Raw genomic sequence first — 16,303 nt, forward strand, 5'->3', positions numbered from 1 at the left:
TCCGTCAGGCTGTATACTAAAAAACTAACAAAAAAGAGTCAGTTAGACATATTAGTAGTTTAACGTGATAGGTACAAAGAAAAATGGAGGAAATATGAATAAGTGTCAATTTCTGTACTGGTATGCTGTTGTGTGTGTAAAGGAGGGCGTGGGGGAAATTAACTTTTCTCGATGAGAATTGCACCCTAATAAATAGGGTGCAAGAGATTTTATAGACTAGAAGCGTTTAGAACCGCAGATTTTTCGTTTGAGGACTCAGAATTAACTGTCCAACCTTTCCAAGATAGTGGAATAAAGGCCACAGCAACTGCTAATAATGAGACGCCAGCGACATAATAGGCAGGTGCCATGTGAGACTGCTGTAACCAAGCACCGGTTAATATTGGTGTTAAACCACCAAAAATTGCATAAGCCACATTGTAAGCGAATGACAGGCCAGAATAGCGAATTTCAGGTGGAAATGCACGTGTACTAATAATTGGTGTCGTTGCAATCGCGCCAACAAAGAAGCCCATCAAGCCATAGTTAAAAATCAATGTACTCGCCGCAATATCACTGGATAATGACGAATAGAAGTAAATTGCTGTTACGGCTAACCCACCCCACGATAAAGTCATTGAAGCACGTGTTCCTGTTTTATCACCTAACCAACCCCAGAAGATACAGCCTAATGTTAAGGTTAATGTTGCGGCACAGTTGGCTTGCAATGCAATATTTCGGTCAATGTTATAGATCCCTTTTAACACCACATCTGGCGTCATCAAAATAGTGACAACGATAGCAGTTGATAATGACCATGTGAGTGCCGCCGTGATCATACAGGCTTGCTTATGAGATTTAATCACAGTTTTGACGGGTAATTCTTGTGACAAAGCCTTTTTCGCTGCCAGTTCTTTGAATATTGGGGTTTCTTGTAAAAAACGGCGTAAATACACAGAAATAAACCCGAAAATACCACCAAGAATAAATGGAATACGCCATGCGAAATCATGAATTTCAGTTGTGGTATAAGAGCGTTCAATAATAATAGCGACGATAGAGCCTAATAAAATACCGCCAGTGATCCCTGAAGTCAGTGTACCAACACCTAAGCCATAGCGTTGCTTTGGTGTATGCTCTGCAATAAACACCCATGCTCCTGGCATTTCACCACCAATCGCGGCACCTTGCATAATACGCATTAACAGCAGCAATAATGGGGCTGCAGCACCAATGGTTTCAAAAGTTGGCAAAAAACCAATGACAAATGTTGGGAATGCCATTAAGAAAATACTTAAGGTAAACATTTTCTTGCGGCCAATTTTATCCCCAAAGTGAGCCATAATAATGCCACCAAGAGGACGAGCAAGATAACCTGCTGCAAATAGACCCAGAGTTGCCATTAGCGCGAGAAATTCGTTATCCCCTGGAAAAAATAGTTGGGAAATAATTTTTGCGTAAAAAACAAAGATAACGAAGTCGTAAAACTCAAGGGTACCCCCTAAAGAGGATAAGCCTAATGTTTTATAGTCTTCTTTGCCCAAAGGCCTCGCAGAGGGCTGGCTGGCTGTTTGCGGTGTCATTATAGTTTCCTTCTAACTACCTGAAATACTAAATTGCATAAATTCAAAGTAATAAGCATTGGCTCATAATAATGAGCTAATCATTTTTATTGGTGCAGATAAGAGGTATAAAACGTTGGATGGGTATAACTTAGTTTAATACACAGTATCTTTTTTGCATGTGTATATTTATAGCAGGAAATTCTATATTCTGTAAACCTCAACCCTAAAAACAAGAATAACATTCCAATTAGTTTTGTTTGTCTGGATTATTGATTCGGCGTGATGATAAATAACCTTATATGATGTTAATAATATGAATTTTGCAGAATATCGTATATTTAAATTAGTCAGTTACAGTGTTAATTATATTTAATTTAATAAATTCTTACTGAAATATAGTAAACAAATATTACCTAATTATTTCTCGTTATAATTAACTTTACTCATCTCGATGAGCTAAATAACTATAAAAGCATTTAATTAATAGATAAATAATAAGTCTACTTGTGAAATTTTGGATTTTTAACGGGGTTTTGTTAGTACAGGGAGTGTTTTGTAAATGGCACGCGCCCGCCAAGAAGCAGGACGCGTGCAAAGTAAATTTAAACGAGGAACAGTGTGGCTAAGCCAAGGAAAATAAAGAATCCGCCAGTGTCTGTGATAGCGGTGATCATCACGCTAGAGCCGATAGCAGGGTCTTTGCCCATTTTCAGCATAATGAGTGGAATAAGTACCCCCATAATCGCTGCCATTAGTAGGTTCAAGATCATTGCTAATGTCATTACAGCGCCCATAGCGATATCGCCATACAGGAAGTAGGTAACGACACCCATAATTCCGCCCCAAACAACGCCATTAATAAAGGCGACGCCAAGCTCCCTTAACATTAAGAAAGAGAAACTATTATTTTGTATCTGGTGCAGGGCAATGGCGCGCACAATCATGGTGATGGTTTGGTTTCCCGTATTCCCCCCAATTCCTGCCACAATTGGCATTAATGTGGCTAACGCAACTAATTGGGAAATGGTATCTTCAAAGACGCCAATAACACGAGAAGCGACAAAAGCGGTACATAGGTTAATGGCTAACCATGTCCAACGGGTTTTAACGGCTTGGCCAACCGGGGCGAAAACGTCTTCTTCAGGGCTTAACCCCCCCATACGACGAATACTGTTATCGTTTTCTTCACTGATGTTATCAACGATATCTTCAACCGTCAGGCGGCCCATCAGTAGGCCGCTGTTATCAACAACAGCAGCAGAAATTAAGTCATAACGTTCGAACGCACTAGCGGCGTCTTCGCCTTTTTCATCGGGCAAGAAGGTCACAGTGTCAGTTTTCATGACATCGGCCACTATTTTTTCAGGGGATTGCGTCAAAATAGTGGTTAGTGGCAATTCACCTTGCAGATAATTATTGTTATCGACAACGAAAATTTTATCGGTGGCTTCTGGGATTTTGCCTCGTTGGCGTAAATAACGTTGAACCGTTTTCAGCGTCACATTTGGGCGTACGGTGACGAATTCAAAATCCATCATTTGCCCGACGCTATCTTTCGCATATTGTAAAACTTCGCGAATGCGGCTACGTAGGCTAGGCTCTAAATAGGTGAGGAGTCGGCGCATGGTGTCACGAGGTAAATGCTCAGCAATATAAGCTTGTTCGTCAACATGCAAATTAGCAACGGCGCGAAGCAGTTCTCTGTCCGACATATCCTTAATGAGGCTATCCCAAACAGACACGGAGGCCTCAACTAAGACTTCACCACGTTCGTTATTATCAACAAGACGCCATAACGCGAGACGCTCATCATAAGGGAGCATTTCTAAGATATCGGCGATATCCGCAGTATGTAAATCAAGCAGCAATTCTTTTACAAGACTAATTTTTTCACTAATTGCTTTGTCATCAATACTGACGTGTTGATCATTTTCAACAAGCGCATGGACGAACTCTTCGTCATCTAAAAATAGCGTCAGGATTTGCTGGCGAATATGTGCCAGCTTTTGAGAGTGCGGATTGACTGTTGGCACCGCATCGATTGAAAAAGCAGGTTGTGACATTTTAATCCTTAAAGCAATAGCAGCGCAAAAGCGCTTTTTATGAATTCGTCTGCGAGCGGACGAAATTTATTATCATTATTGTCGCCTATTTAAATAATATATCAAATAGTTGAGTCAAATAAGCGGTGATTTTAAAGTCATCAGTGATGTATAATAAGCATAAATCACTACAATAATGGCCGCAAATCACTTATTTTCTGCACAAATTGTTAACGACCAACCGGGGACATCTTCCCAATAGCCACTTTCCTTTTCTAAATCCAATATCATCAATGTATTTTGTACGAGATATTCAGATGGTAAATAGAGAGTCCAGTGCCCATCATCCGTTTCTATCCGTAACGAAGAGGGGATTGTGGTAGATTGGCGTTGGTTATTTAACAAAATGGCTAGCCGCAAAATTTGAATAAGCGGCATAAATTGTTTTCTTTTAAATAAATTGAATTTAGGGATATCGTCATACTTGATAGCCCTTCGATGGTTACGCACCAATGTTGCCAGTAATAACTGCTGTTCTTGGTTGAAACCCGGTAAGTTGGTATTTTGCAAAATATAAGCAGAATGGCGGTGCATACCACTATGATTAATACTTAACCCAACTTCATGGAGCATAACTGCCCATATTAAAATGGATTCCAGCTGTGGGTTAAGTTGCTTGGGGTTTTGTTGCCCCCACTGGAAATAGAGTTCTTCCATGGTTTTTAATACGCGTTTAGCTTGCTCTCTATCGATATTATAATGCTCAGCAAGGCTTAAAGCAGTACGCTGGCGGATATCTTGGTGACGGAAGCGGCCTTCCATTTCATACAAAACACCTTCACGCAATGCACCGTCAGATAAACGTAACTCTTTAATTTCTAATGAATCAAATACGGCAAGTAAAATCGCTAAGCCAGGAACAAATACGTGTTTACGTTCATTCGATAGGCCTAATATATTCAGGGTGCTAAATGACTTATATTTCAGCGCCATTTGCTTGATTTCGATAAGACGTTCCCGTGTAATAATACCGTCTTTATAACCTAATTCTTGTATCACACTATGGGCAGCTTTGATGGTGCCCGAGGCGCCCATCGCAACGTCCCAAGTTTGTTTCTTAAATAAAATTGCGGTGCTTTCTAACTTTAAGCAAGCCCCTAGGTAGGCTCGATTAAAAAATTCAGGGGTAATTTCTTCATTTGGAAAGTAAGTACGGGCAAAGCTAACACAGCCCATACGGCGACTTTCAATCAAAAGCGGCTCAAATTTTTCACCAATAACTAACTCTGTTGAACCACCACCGATATCGAGTACTAATTTACGGCCTTTTTCGGGTTGAGTGTGCTCAACTCCCATAAAAATCAATCGTGCCTCTTCTTGGCCTGAAATGATTTCAATAGGGTAAGGCATGATTTCTTTCGCGCGCTGCAAAAACAGTTTTACATTCGTTGCTACACGTAATGAGTGAGTGCCAACAATGCACACGTTTTCAGGGGGAAAGCCTTGTAACCGTTCGGCAAACAACGCGAGGCAGGCAAGCCCACGTTCCATGGCTTCTTCACTTAATTCATTGGTATCACTTAGGCCATCAGCAAGATGAACACGCTTTTTTAACCGTGTGAGAACTTGCAATGCACCGTTAACGATGCGAGCTATGACCATATGAAAACTGTTTGAACCTAAATCTATAGCCGCAATTTCTTGTGGTCTCGGCGTTGAGGCGTTGGTTATTGGCATATTTTTAAGCTCTTGTATCCGGTGTTTCGATTGATTTTAAATAATCATACACAGCAAGCTGGGCCTGGATTTTACGTTTATTTCCGCGGGGAACATAATGATTACTTAAATCTTTGTCAACATAACGTGCTTTAACAGTATCACTAAATTGCAGCTCTAAAATATCCAATACCCGTTGTTTTAAATGCGGGTCGACTAAGCTAACGGCGACTTCAATGCGGTAATCAATGTTGCGGGTCATCCAGTCAGCAGAAGAAATAAAGACTTTTTCGTCACCCGCATTGGTGAAAACATAAACACGGTCATGTTCAAGGAAGCGGTCAACAATACTGGTTACCTGAATATTTTCACTGTAGCCGACTTGGCCGGCGACTAAAGAGCACATCCCTCTGACTAACAAACGAATTTTGACACCTGCGTTGGAGGCATCGTACAGTTTGTCAGTCAATTCTTTGTCGACTAAGTTGTTAATTTTTAATGTAATGCCACTGGGCCGTTCAGCGAGCGCATTTTCGATTTCTTGGTCAATTAAGGCCATCAAACGAATACGTGTATTTTGTGGTGACACCATTAAATTATCAAAAGTCACTGGACGATAAGGATTTTCAATAAAACTAAAGACCCGTCGAACTTCGTTGGTGATCAGCTCATTTGCAGTGAGTAGGGAGTAATCGGTATAAAGCCGAGCGGTTTTTTCGTTAAAATTGCCCGTACCAATATGGGCATAACGCACTATTTGGCCTTCTTCCATGCGTGAGATAATAAATAATTTTGCATGAATTTTCAGCCCTGGTGCGGAGAAAATAACATGTACGCCCGCTTCAGTTAATCGTTTTGCCCAATGAATATTAGCGGCCTCATCAAATCGTGCTTGTAACTCAACGACCACCGTGACTTTTTTTCCATTATGGGCGGCATGAATGACAGAATCGATAATGCGTGAGTCTTTTGCAACACGGTAAATATTAATTTTTATCGATAATACATTCGGGTCAAAAGACGCTTGGCGCAATAATTCTAAAGTATGTTCAAAGGTATAGTAGGGATAATATAACAGTACATCGCGTTCGCGAATGGCATCGAAACCGTTACGGAAGTTATCAAACCAGCGGTGACGTAGCCTTGGTAATGGCTTGTTTAATAGGTTTTTATTTCCTTCATTAGGGAAATTAATAAAGTCTTTAAAATTATGGTAGCGACCACCGGCAATCACGGAGTCATCGTTGGATAGCCCCAGTTTTTCACGTAAAAGAGCAACCATTTCGTCAGGCATATCACGCTGATAGACAAAACGGACGGGTTCTGCGGTTAAACGTTGTTTTAATGTAGATGACATTATTTCGAGCAAGCTCGATTCCATCTCTGTTGCGATGTCGTACTCTGCATCACGCGTCATTTTCATCGAATAGGCATTGAGCTTATCGTAATCAAAAAAACCTTTGAAAATTTCATCGAGCGTATAGCGAAGGATATTATCAATTAGGATCATTGACTTGCGACGCTTTGGCATTTCTGGAGGCAGGTTAACAAACCGCGGGACTTTATCGGATGGAATTTCCAATAGTGCATATTGAATCTGATTGCCATTGATGATTTCAACTGCAAGATAAGTGTAGTCATCTTTTAGAAATTCAACGAGATTGGTATCAGGATTAATTAATATTGGCGTAATATGCTGCCGCAGATTCTGGCGGAAATACTGACGTAACCATATCTGTTGGCGAGGCGAAATTTGACGTTCGTTAATCAAGAAAATTTGATTGCGCGCCATTTCTAATAGTAAGTCATTGTAGAGAATGTCGAATTCTTGTTCTTGTTTAGCAACTCTTGACTGAATTCTCTTTAATAAGTGGCGAGCACCGCTTGCCGAACCGCGTTCTTCATTAATTAAAATACGGCGTTTAACATCGGCGAAGCGGACTTTATAAAACTCGTCTAGATTATTGGAATAAATTCCCAAAAAACGCATTCGCTCAATAAGAGGGTTACGCTTGTCGGCTGCTTCTTGTAAAACACGCTCGTTAAAAGACAGCCAGCTTAACTCTTTTTCATGATAGAGACGTTCTTGGGACATTCTAACTCCGTATTAGACTCTTGTTACTTTATGGCTATGATACCAGTCAGTTAGCTAAATGTGTTGTTTAATTGCTTTATCTTGGGTAATAACACTTTCAGGATTGGCAAATTGTTGCTTCATCGTAAAATATTGCTGCTGAAAAATACACATACGGATAGCGGTGTGATAACGACCATTGACAAAAAATTCGTCAATCAATTCGCCTTCAGTATGGAAGCCTAGTTTATTATAAATATGGATAGCTTTAACATTTTCTTTATCAACAATAAGATAAAGTTTATATAAGTTTAGTACGGAAAACGCGTAGTCCATTGCTAATTTTGCAGCACGACTCGCATAGCCATGCCCTTGATGGCTCGGAGCAATGATAATCTGAAACTCAGAGCGTCGGTGAATATAATCAATTTCGACTAACTCAACTAGGCCAACTTTCTCACTGTCATTTTCAACGATAAAGCGGCGTTCAGACTGGTCATGAATATGTTTATCGTAAAGATCGCTTAATTCAACAAAAGCTTCGTAAGGTTCTTCAAACCAATAGCGCATAACACTGGCATTGTTATCAAGCTGGTGAATGAATGCTAAATCTTCACGTTCAAGTGGGCGCAACCTAAACGGATGAACTTGCCCGGTCGTCATAAAAATACCTCTATTTAGTTAGGAAAATGGTTTTGTTCTTCGACTATAAGGATAACATTTATTTGCGATAAAATAATGACACAGCACAGAGAGATTATCACCTTGTTGAAAAATAGTTCACTTTACCTAACGCTAATGTTTTTTATGTAATAGCTTGCGGTCGTGTTTTTATGTGAATGCGAAGAAAAAGGGTGGTTACCCACCCTTGAAATGAAGTTTTGGTCATCACGAATATTATTCGTTAGCATAACCTTGTTGCGGTAAAATTTTGTTATTTAACATAGCCTTACCATTTTGCATTGCTAATCGGCCACTAATGAACCACTCAACGACTAATGGGTAAATCATATGTTCTTGGGTTTTTACCCGCTCGATAATATCGTCTTCGGTATCTTGTTCAAAGATAGGCACTTTGGCTTGCAAAATAACGGGTCCACCATCCAGTTCTTCGGTAACGAAATGAACGGATGTGCCATGTTCTTTATCCCCATTTTCCAGCGCCTTACGATGCGTGTGTAAACCGGGGTATTTCGGTAACAAAGAAGGGTGGATGTTGAGTAATTTACCAGCAAAGTGGTTGACGAATTGGGCTGATAAGATACGCATAAAACCCGCTAATACGACTAAATCAGGCTGATATTGGTCGACTTGTGCGAGTAATGCAGCATCATATGCTTGGCGGTCAGTATACTGTTTGGCATCTAAAAAACAGGCTGGTATTCCAGCTTGTTGTGCCCGAACAAGCCCATAAGCATTGGCTTGGTTGCTAATGACAGCAACAATGTGAGCGCCAATTGCCCCAGTGCGGCAGCTATCAATTAATGATTGCAAATTACTACCGCTGCCAGAAATGAGGACAACAATTTTTTTCATTAGCGGATCACAACCTGCTCTTCACCCGCGGGTAATGCGCCAATTGTACCGATTTGCCATGCGTTTTCACCAAGCTTGTTCAACAGAGCAAGTGCATTTTCAACTTCCTGCTGTGGCAGAGCAATAATAATTCCCACACCACAGTTGAAGGTACGGTACATTTCATGAGTGCTCACATCACCAGCTTGCTGTAGCCAGTTAAAGACAGCAGGCCATTGCCAACTGCTACCGTCAATAATGGCTTGTGTGTTGTCTGGCAGTACGCGAGGGATATTTTCCCAGAAACCACCGCCAGTAATGTGGGCAATTGCATGGATATCGCTGTTTGCGATCAGCTCTAATACATTTTTAACGTAAATGCGTGTTGGTTCTAATAAGTGGTCAGCTAAAGATTTCCCATCTAATTGAGTTTCTTCTGGATTGGTTTGACTGACTTCGAGGATCTTGCGAACCAGCGAGTAACCATTTGAATGCGGGCCACTAGAGGCTAAAGCAATTAAGGCATCTCCGGCACTCACTTTGCTACCATCGATGATTTCTGAGCGCTCAACAACTCCCACACAGAAACCAGCTACATCGTAGTCTTCGCCATGGTACATTCCCGGCATTTCGGCGGTTTCACCACCCACTAACGCACAACCTGATTGTTTACAACCTTCTGCGATACCCGTAATCACACTCGCAGCGGTATCGACATCCAGTTTACCGGTCGCGTAATAATCAAGGAAGAACAGGGGCTCTGCGCCTTGAACAATCAAGTCATTGACGCACATAGCCACGAGGTCAATTCCAATGGAGTCATGACGTTTTAAATCCATTGCTAAGCGTAATTTGGTACCGACACCGTCAGTGCCTGAAACTAAAACGGGCTCACGGTATTTCTGTGGTAGGGAACATAATGCACCGAATCCCCCAAGACCTCCCATGACTTCTGGGCGGCGGGTTTCTTTTACGACACCTTTAATACGTTCAACCAAGGCGTTACCCGCATCAATATCAACACCGGCATCTTTATAGCTGAGAGAGGTTTTATCAGTCACTACGGCCCCCAAGGCAATTACATTTTTGAGAAAAATAACATCATTGACATTATTCTAACAGGCTAGGCAAACGTTTGCGATAGCTTTGTGTTGGAAATTTTTGGGTACGTACAATCAAAGAATGGAGAACGTTATAGAAGTTGTACAGCAAAATAATCAATGTATTTATTTAAATCAAATTTGCGGTTTAGCCAATTTCAACTTAACTGAGATGAGGTATAATTTAAAAAAAATGATGTTAATCGTTGTTGTTTTGACCAAAATCAAGCGTTATCTAGTGGCAACCAAAGCTAAAAGAGGTATAATCCGGCGATTTTTTTGTCCGCCGCCGTCTTAAATAGTAGGAGAAACCCATGAAGATCGTTGAGGTAAAACACCCTCTCGTTAAACATAAACTCGGCCTGATGCGAGATCATGATATAAGCACAAAGCGCTTTCGTGAACTGGCCTCAGAGGTTGGTAGCCTACTGACTTATGAAGCAACTGCTGACCTTGAAACTGAAAAAGTGACTATCGATGGTTGGTGTGGTCCTGTAGAAATAGAACAAATTAAAGGTAAGAAAATCACTGTAGTACCAATTCTTCGTGCGGGTATTGGTATGATGAACGGTGTATTAGATAGCATTCCAAGTGCACGTATCAGTGTGGTGGGTGTTTATCGTGATGAAGAAACACTGCAGCCTGTCCCTTATTTCCAAAAACTCGCCTCTAACATTGAAGAACGTATGGCATTAGTGGTCGACCCAATGTTAGCGACGGGTGGCTCAATGATTGCTACCATTGATTTATTAAAAAATGCGGGTTGTACCTCGATTAAAATCTTAGTTCTTGTTGCAGCGCCTGAAGGTTTAAAAGCGTTGGAAGCTGCGCATCCAGATGTTGAATTATATACCGCTTCAATTGATGAGTATTTAAATGAAGAGGGATATATCGTTCCGGGTCTCGGTGATGCGGGCGACAAGATATTTGGTACTAAATAATGATAAGCCGACTGAGAAGTCGGCTTTTTTTTGATTAATTGTAGAGACTCACTGCTTATTCAGTGATTAGCCATTTCGCTAAAAGAGGATAAAGCCACATGACACGTCGCACCATCAGTGTTGAAGAAAGACCCCCATTATTACAAACTATACCACTGAGCCTTCAACACCTATTTGCTATGTTTGGCGCAACCGTTATCGTACCGATTCTGTTTGGTGTAAACCCCGCTACAATTTTGCTGTTTAATGGGATCGGAACGCTGCTGTATCTGTTTATTTGTAAAGGGCAAATACCTGCTTATTTAGGTTCAAGTTTTGCATTTATTTCCCCAGTGCTGATTTTATTACCATTAGGTTATGAACTGGCGCTTGGCGGCTTTATTATCTGTGGCGTACTATTCTGTATTGTTGCACTGATTGTTAAAGTTGCAGGAAGAGGGTGGATAAACGTCATGTTCCCCCCAGCAGCCATGGGGGCAATCGTAGCCGTAATTGGTTTAGAATTGGCTCAAACGGCTGCAGGTATGGCTGGGCTATTGCCTAAAGATGGGGCTGCGGTCGATTCGAACACGTTAATTATTTCTCTGACCACGTTATCAGTCACTATTCTCTGCGCTGTCGTTTTCCGTGGGTTTTTATCTATCATTCCAATTTTGATTGGCTTTTTAGCGGGTTATGCATTGTCCTATTTTATGGGCATTGTGGACTTTACCCCCGTTATTGAAGCGCCGTGGTTTGCTATCCCAACGTTTTATACACCGCGTTTTGAATGGTTTGCTATTTTAACCATTTTACCTGCCGCGCTAGTCGTTATTGCTGAACACGTGGGGCATTTAGTGGTGACAGCGAATATTGTTGAACGTGATTTAATGAAATCACCAGGTTTACATCGTTCAATGTTTGCAAATGGGTTTTCTACGGTAATTTCCGGTTTCTTTGGCTCGACACCAAATACGACTTATGGTGAAAACATTGGGGTTATGGCAATTACCAAGGTATACAGCACTTGGGTAATTGGTGGCGCCGCAATTATTGCTATTTTATTATCTTGTGTTGGTAAATTAGCAGCAGCTATTCAATTAGTGCCAGTTCCTGTGATGGGAGGAGTTTCACTCTTATTGTACGGGGTGATTGGTGCATCAGGTATTCGTGTGTTGATTGATTCAAAAGTCGATTATAACAAGCCTCAAAATTTGATTTTAACCTCAGTGATTTTAATTATTGGTGTCAGCGGAGCCGTTATTCATATTGGTCAAGCTGAACTCAAAGGTATGGCACTGGCGACGATAGTCGGGATCTTTATGGCATTATTATTCCGTTTTATAACGTTTGTTAGGCCTGAAAAACAGTTTGTGACATCTGAAGTCCAAGAGCTTGATAGCAATAAAAAATAAGCCACACAATTTTCCATAATGCCGTTCAATTGTTTGAACGGCATTTGGTCACCGTTCTTATTCATCTATCCGTGTTTTTTATGGTAAACTGCTAGATGAAAATTGATTTGCACAGCCAGAGGCGCTTCTGAACACACCATCACAGCTTTCATTACCACTATATCTGCCAGATGATGAAACCTTTGCGAGCTTTTATGCAGGGGAAAATGGGGCGTTGCTGTCTGCTATTCAATCTGCTATTAATCAACCACATGGCAGTTATATCTATTATTGGTCGCGTGAAGGCGGTGGGAAAAGCCATTTACTGCACGCAGCTTGTGCAGAGTTGTCTGAACAAGGTATTGCGGTTGGTTATGTTCCTTTAGATAAACGTGCGTATTTTGTTCCTGAAGTACTAGACGGTATGGAACATTTATCACTCGTTTGTATTGATAATATTCAGTGCATCGCGGGTGATGAAGAGTGGGAAATGGCGATTTTCAATTTGTATAATCGTATTTTGGAAATTGGTCGCACTTGTCTATTAATTACTGGGGACCGGCCTCCTCGGCAAATCGAACTGAAATTACCCGATTTAGCTTCTCGCCTTGATTGGGGCCAAATTTATAAACTACACCCACTGAGTGACGAAGATAAGATTTGGGCACTGCAATTACGCGCTCGTATTCGTGGTTTTGAATTACCGGAAGATGTTTGTCGTTTCGTATTAAAACGTCTAGATAGAAAAATGGGAACGTTGTTTGATATCTTAAACAAACTTGACCATGCATCAATCGTTGCTCAGCGCAAATTAACGATTCCTTTCGTAAAAGATATTTTAAAACTCTAGTTGATTAAATGAGTTGGCAGCCGTATAGCTGCCAAAATAGAGTTTATAAGATTTCACAGACCTGCTCAGGCGGACGACCTAAACGTGCTTTATCACCATTAACAACGATAGGGCGTTCAATCAATTTAGGATTTTCATGCATTGCTTTAATGAGTTGTTCCTGAGTTAAGGTGTCATCATTTAAATTCAATTCCTTATACAACTCTTTTTTGGTGCGCATTAATTGACGAGCATCTTTAAAGCCTAACATTTTAAGGAGTTTTTTGATTTCAGCAGCCGTTGGGGGCGTTTTTAAATATTCGATCACGGTGGGAACAATACCCTTATCAGTTAAAAGGGCTAAGGTTTCGCGGCTTTTAGAACAGCGTGGGTTGTGGTAAATCTTAATCGAATCCGTCATTATTATAATTCCTCACGGTTTTGCATTTTTGTCACGTAATTGTAATTTTCTAAGCTCATCAATGCGAGCGTCATAACGCTGTTGTTCATAGCTGCCTAAACGGCTTTGACGGCTAGCATCACTGAGATAATTAATTGCAGTGTCATAGTTACCCCGTAACGCCATTCCTTCTGCGTAAGCAGCAAGTTCTTCGGTACGCTTACCTTGTTTTGCGGACGCTTCTGCCAGTAAATCCCAACCAATCGGGTCATCAGGGTAATCAAACGTATATTTATTCAGTAAGGTTGTTGCTTCTTTATATTGATGATTATTAATTAATGCGTTAGCTAGGTTGACAATAAATACGGTATTTTTCGGTGATTTTCTCAAAGCATTCTGTAAACGAGAGACCGCTCTAGAGACTTGATGTTGTTCAATGTCGACATCAGTCATGCTATCGATAAACCAAGGGTTATCGGGTTGTTTCGCTAATAGCTCTGTCAGGATTTTTCCTGCCTCTGCGTACTTTTTGTCTTGAGAAAGTAGTAGCGCTTTACCGTATTGCGCTGCAATTTGTTCTTGTGCAGAACCTTTACCATAGTTTTCAATGATTTGGTCTAAAGCATGTTTTTGCTCGGTACTATACATAGCCAAAATACGAACTCGGGCTAACATAAAGTCCAGTGATGATGGCACACTCACTTTAGGGTATTGGTTCGATCGGTTTCTGGCATCAGCTAAACGGCTATCCGGCAAGGGGTGCGTTAATAGAATTTCAGGGGGCTTTGACATATAGCGAGTTTGGTCTGACATTGTTTGCATAAAATCAGCCATCGCATGCGGGTCAAAGCCAGAGCGTCTTAATGTCTGTAAACCAATACGGTCAGCTTCTTGCTCATTGGCTTGGGTAAAGCTGATCATACCTTGTTGAACCCCTGCCATTGTTCCTGTTAAAGCGGCAAAGCCGGCTTGAGGATTCGCCATCACTAACAATAAAGAACCAATGGTCCCTGCAATCGCGAGAGGAGTGGTACTTTTTTGGTCTTCCATCATTCGCGCCAGGTGCCTTTGCGTAACGTGAGATATTTCGTGCGCCATGACGGATGCTAGCTGACTTTCATTCTGGCTGTACCGGAACAATGCGGAGTGCAGCACTACATTGCCCCCAAAATAGGCGTATGCGTTAATATTGGGGTTGTTGACTAAATAGAACTTAAACGGTGTTTTAACTGAGTCGGCATTTTTCACTAACCGCATGCCAAGTTTGTTAACATATTGGGTTAACAATGGGTCATAAATAAGAGGGGTGCTGGCACGTATTTGTCGTGTGATAGCATCTCCCATAATAATTTCTTGGTTGATGCTAAGTGTGCCTCCTGCTGTAGTTCCTATATCGGGTAAGGTATCTTCAATTGCACTATAAGCAGGTAAAACTGCACCGTTCATTAGCGCAGCGATCATGAAAGCCAATAATGGATATTTTAAATTTTTCTTCATGAAACGTGAGTATCCCATACAACATTTTAATTTAGGGTAAGTACCGACTTTATTTCGGGTGTGCTTTAAGTAAGGCACCTAAAAATACGAAAAGTTTAAAACACATGATAGCAAAAGCTATCGTAAAATCTGTTCTTCGGTATAATTTTCGTTACTTTAGGAACTGTCCTTTGTGTTATTCCCTAGGAGCAATAAATGCTGGAATTGTTTTTACAGTGGTATCGTCGGCGTTTTGCTGACCCACAAGCCATAGCCCTCTTTACATTACTCGTATCAGGGTTTGTGATCATCTTCTTTTTCAGCAGTATACTGGCTCCATTGCTGGCGGCAATTGCTTTAGCTTATTTGCTTGAATGGCCAACCAATTTATTACAACGCATAGGGTTATCCCGTTCAGTTGCTGTCGGTATTATTTTGACCTTATTCGCCGGAATAAGTGCCATGGTTATTTTAATTATTGCACCAACCGCATGGCAGCAAGGGATTAATTTGATGGCCGATCTGCCAAATATGGTTAACCGTTTCAATGAATTTGCACAAAAATTGCCAGAGCAATATCCCGCATTAGTGGATGTCGGCATTATCGATATGATGGCAGATAACCTGCGTAGCCGTATGTCGGGTATTGCAGACTCTGTGGTTAAAGCGTCAGTTGCTTCATTAATAGGTATTTTTACTTTAGCAGTTTACTTAGTTCTAGTGCCGTTGATGACATTCTTTCTTTTAAAAGATAAAGAGCGTATTAGCAAAAGCTTCCTCAAGTTGTTACCGAAAAATCGTTTGTTAGTGGGTAAAGTTTGGGTCGAAATGAATGAACAAATCACCAATTATTTGCGAGGAAAAGTTACTGAAATGGTGATTGTTGGGGTGGCAACATATTTATGTTTTGCTTACTTTGACTTGCGCTATTCCGTATTGCTGTCGGTTCTTGTTGGGGTGGCGGTATTAATCCCTTATATTGGTGCGGTCGCAGCCACGATCCCCGTGGTTATTGTTGCGCTCTTTCAGTACGGTATTGGCAGTGAATTTTGGTACTTAATGTTGGCTTATTTAGTCATTCAAGGTTTGGATAGCAACGTTGTGGTGCCTTTATTATTTTCTGAAGCCGTGAATTTACATCCGCTAGTGATTATTTTATCTGTTGTGGTGTTTGGTGGGTTATGGGGCTTTTGGGGCGTGTTTTTTGCAATACCATTAGCAACACTGATTAAAGCGGTGATTCATGTATGGCCGGAAGAGCCAACGGAATCAACGAACTAGGTTAGGAATAGT

The 16,303-nt window shown here is 41.0% G+C and carries 12 protein-coding genes and 1 pseudogene; 4 read left to right on the top strand and 9 right to left on the bottom strand.

All coding sequences use genetic code 11. The annotated features are described in order from the left end of the window. Nucleotides 1-209: 209 nt before the first annotated feature. The 7 genes and pseudogenes from PSE60_RS05355 to purM form a co-directional block, all read right to left on the bottom strand. Nucleotides 210-1,562, bottom strand: a complete 1,353-nt coding sequence (locus PSE60_RS05355) for an MFS transporter (RefSeq protein WP_272664744.1) — start codon at nt 1,560-1,562, stop codon at nt 210-212. Between the two features lie 584 nt (nt 1,563-2,146). Then, nucleotides 2,147-3,433 (bottom strand): annotated as a pseudogene (gene mgtE / locus PSE60_RS05360) (magnesium transporter); the annotation flags it as partial. A gap of 360 nt (nt 3,434-3,793) precedes the next feature. Continuing rightward, nucleotides 3,794-5,323 (bottom strand): exopolyphosphatase, encoded by a 1,530-nt coding sequence (locus PSE60_RS05365; RefSeq protein ID WP_272664745.1) that lies wholly within the window; start codon nt 5,321-5,323, stop codon nt 3,794-3,796. A gap of 4 nt (nt 5,324-5,327) precedes the next feature. Then, nucleotides 5,328-7,397, bottom strand: coding sequence for a polyphosphate kinase 1 (ppk1, locus tag PSE60_RS05370; protein WP_210836319.1), 2,070 nt, complete (start codon nt 7,395-7,397; stop codon nt 5,328-5,330). 54 nt (nt 7,398-7,451) lie between these two features. Then, entirely contained in the window at nt 7,452-8,039 is a 588-nt protein-coding gene (speG, locus tag PSE60_RS05375) for a spermidine N1-acetyltransferase (RefSeq protein ID WP_272664746.1), read from the bottom strand. A gap of 234 nt (nt 8,040-8,273) precedes the next feature. Next, entirely contained in the window at nt 8,274-8,912 is a 639-nt protein-coding gene (gene purN, locus PSE60_RS05380; RefSeq protein WP_272664747.1) for a phosphoribosylglycinamide formyltransferase, read from the bottom strand. After that, on the bottom strand, nt 8,912-9,952 hold the full coding sequence (gene purM / locus PSE60_RS05385; protein ID WP_272664748.1) for a phosphoribosylformylglycinamidine cyclo-ligase: 1,041 nt from the start codon (nt 9,950-9,952) through the stop codon (nt 8,912-8,914). Before purM ends, purN begins: the two co-directional genes overlap by 1 nt. Nucleotides 9,953-10,305: 353 nt before the next feature. Here purM and upp point away from each other — a divergent pair, with 353 nt between their 5' ends. The 3 genes from upp to hda all read left to right on the top strand — a co-directional run bounded on the left by upp (nt 10,306) and on the right by hda (nt 13,155). Then, nucleotides 10,306-10,932, top strand: a complete 627-nt coding sequence (gene upp / locus PSE60_RS05390) for a uracil phosphoribosyltransferase (protein ID WP_004253541.1) — start codon at nt 10,306-10,308, stop codon at nt 10,930-10,932. Nucleotides 10,933-11,030: 98 nt separating this feature from the next. Further along, entirely contained in the window at nt 11,031-12,326 is a 1,296-nt protein-coding gene (gene uraA, locus PSE60_RS05395) for a uracil permease (RefSeq protein WP_272664749.1), read from the top strand. Between the two features lie 127 nt (nt 12,327-12,453). Further along, nucleotides 12,454-13,155 carry a DnaA inactivator Hda gene (gene hda, locus PSE60_RS05400; protein WP_036957653.1) on the top strand — a complete coding sequence of 234 codons (702 nt, stop codon included), beginning with the start codon at nt 12,454-12,456 and terminating at the stop codon, nt 13,153-13,155. Between the two features lie 43 nt (nt 13,156-13,198). Here the strand turns inward: hda and arsC are convergent, their stop codons facing one another. Together arsC and PSE60_RS05410 are read right to left on the bottom strand one after the other, a co-directional pair. Further along, nucleotides 13,199-13,555, bottom strand: coding sequence for an arsenate reductase (glutaredoxin) (gene arsC, locus PSE60_RS05405; protein ID WP_272664750.1), 357 nt, complete (start codon nt 13,553-13,555; stop codon nt 13,199-13,201). A gap of 12 nt (nt 13,556-13,567) precedes the next feature. Continuing rightward, the gene (locus PSE60_RS05410; protein WP_272664751.1) at nt 13,568-15,031 is read right to left on the bottom strand and encodes a beta-barrel assembly-enhancing protease; all 1,464 of its coding nucleotides are present in this window, start codon (nt 15,029-15,031) and stop codon (nt 13,568-13,570) included. Nucleotides 15,032-15,226: 195 nt separating this feature from the next. Between PSE60_RS05410 and PSE60_RS05415 the strand changes: the two genes are divergently transcribed. Then, on the top strand, nt 15,227-16,291 hold the full coding sequence (locus tag PSE60_RS05415; RefSeq protein WP_272664752.1) for an AI-2E family transporter: 1,065 nt from the start codon (nt 15,227-15,229) through the stop codon (nt 16,289-16,291). Nucleotides 16,292-16,303: the final 12 nt, after the last annotated feature.

It is taken from the genome of Providencia sp. PROV174, assembly GCF_028480685.1.
In the GTDB taxonomy this organism is placed as follows: Bacteria; Pseudomonadota; Gammaproteobacteria; order Enterobacterales; family Enterobacteriaceae; genus Providencia; species Providencia rettgeri.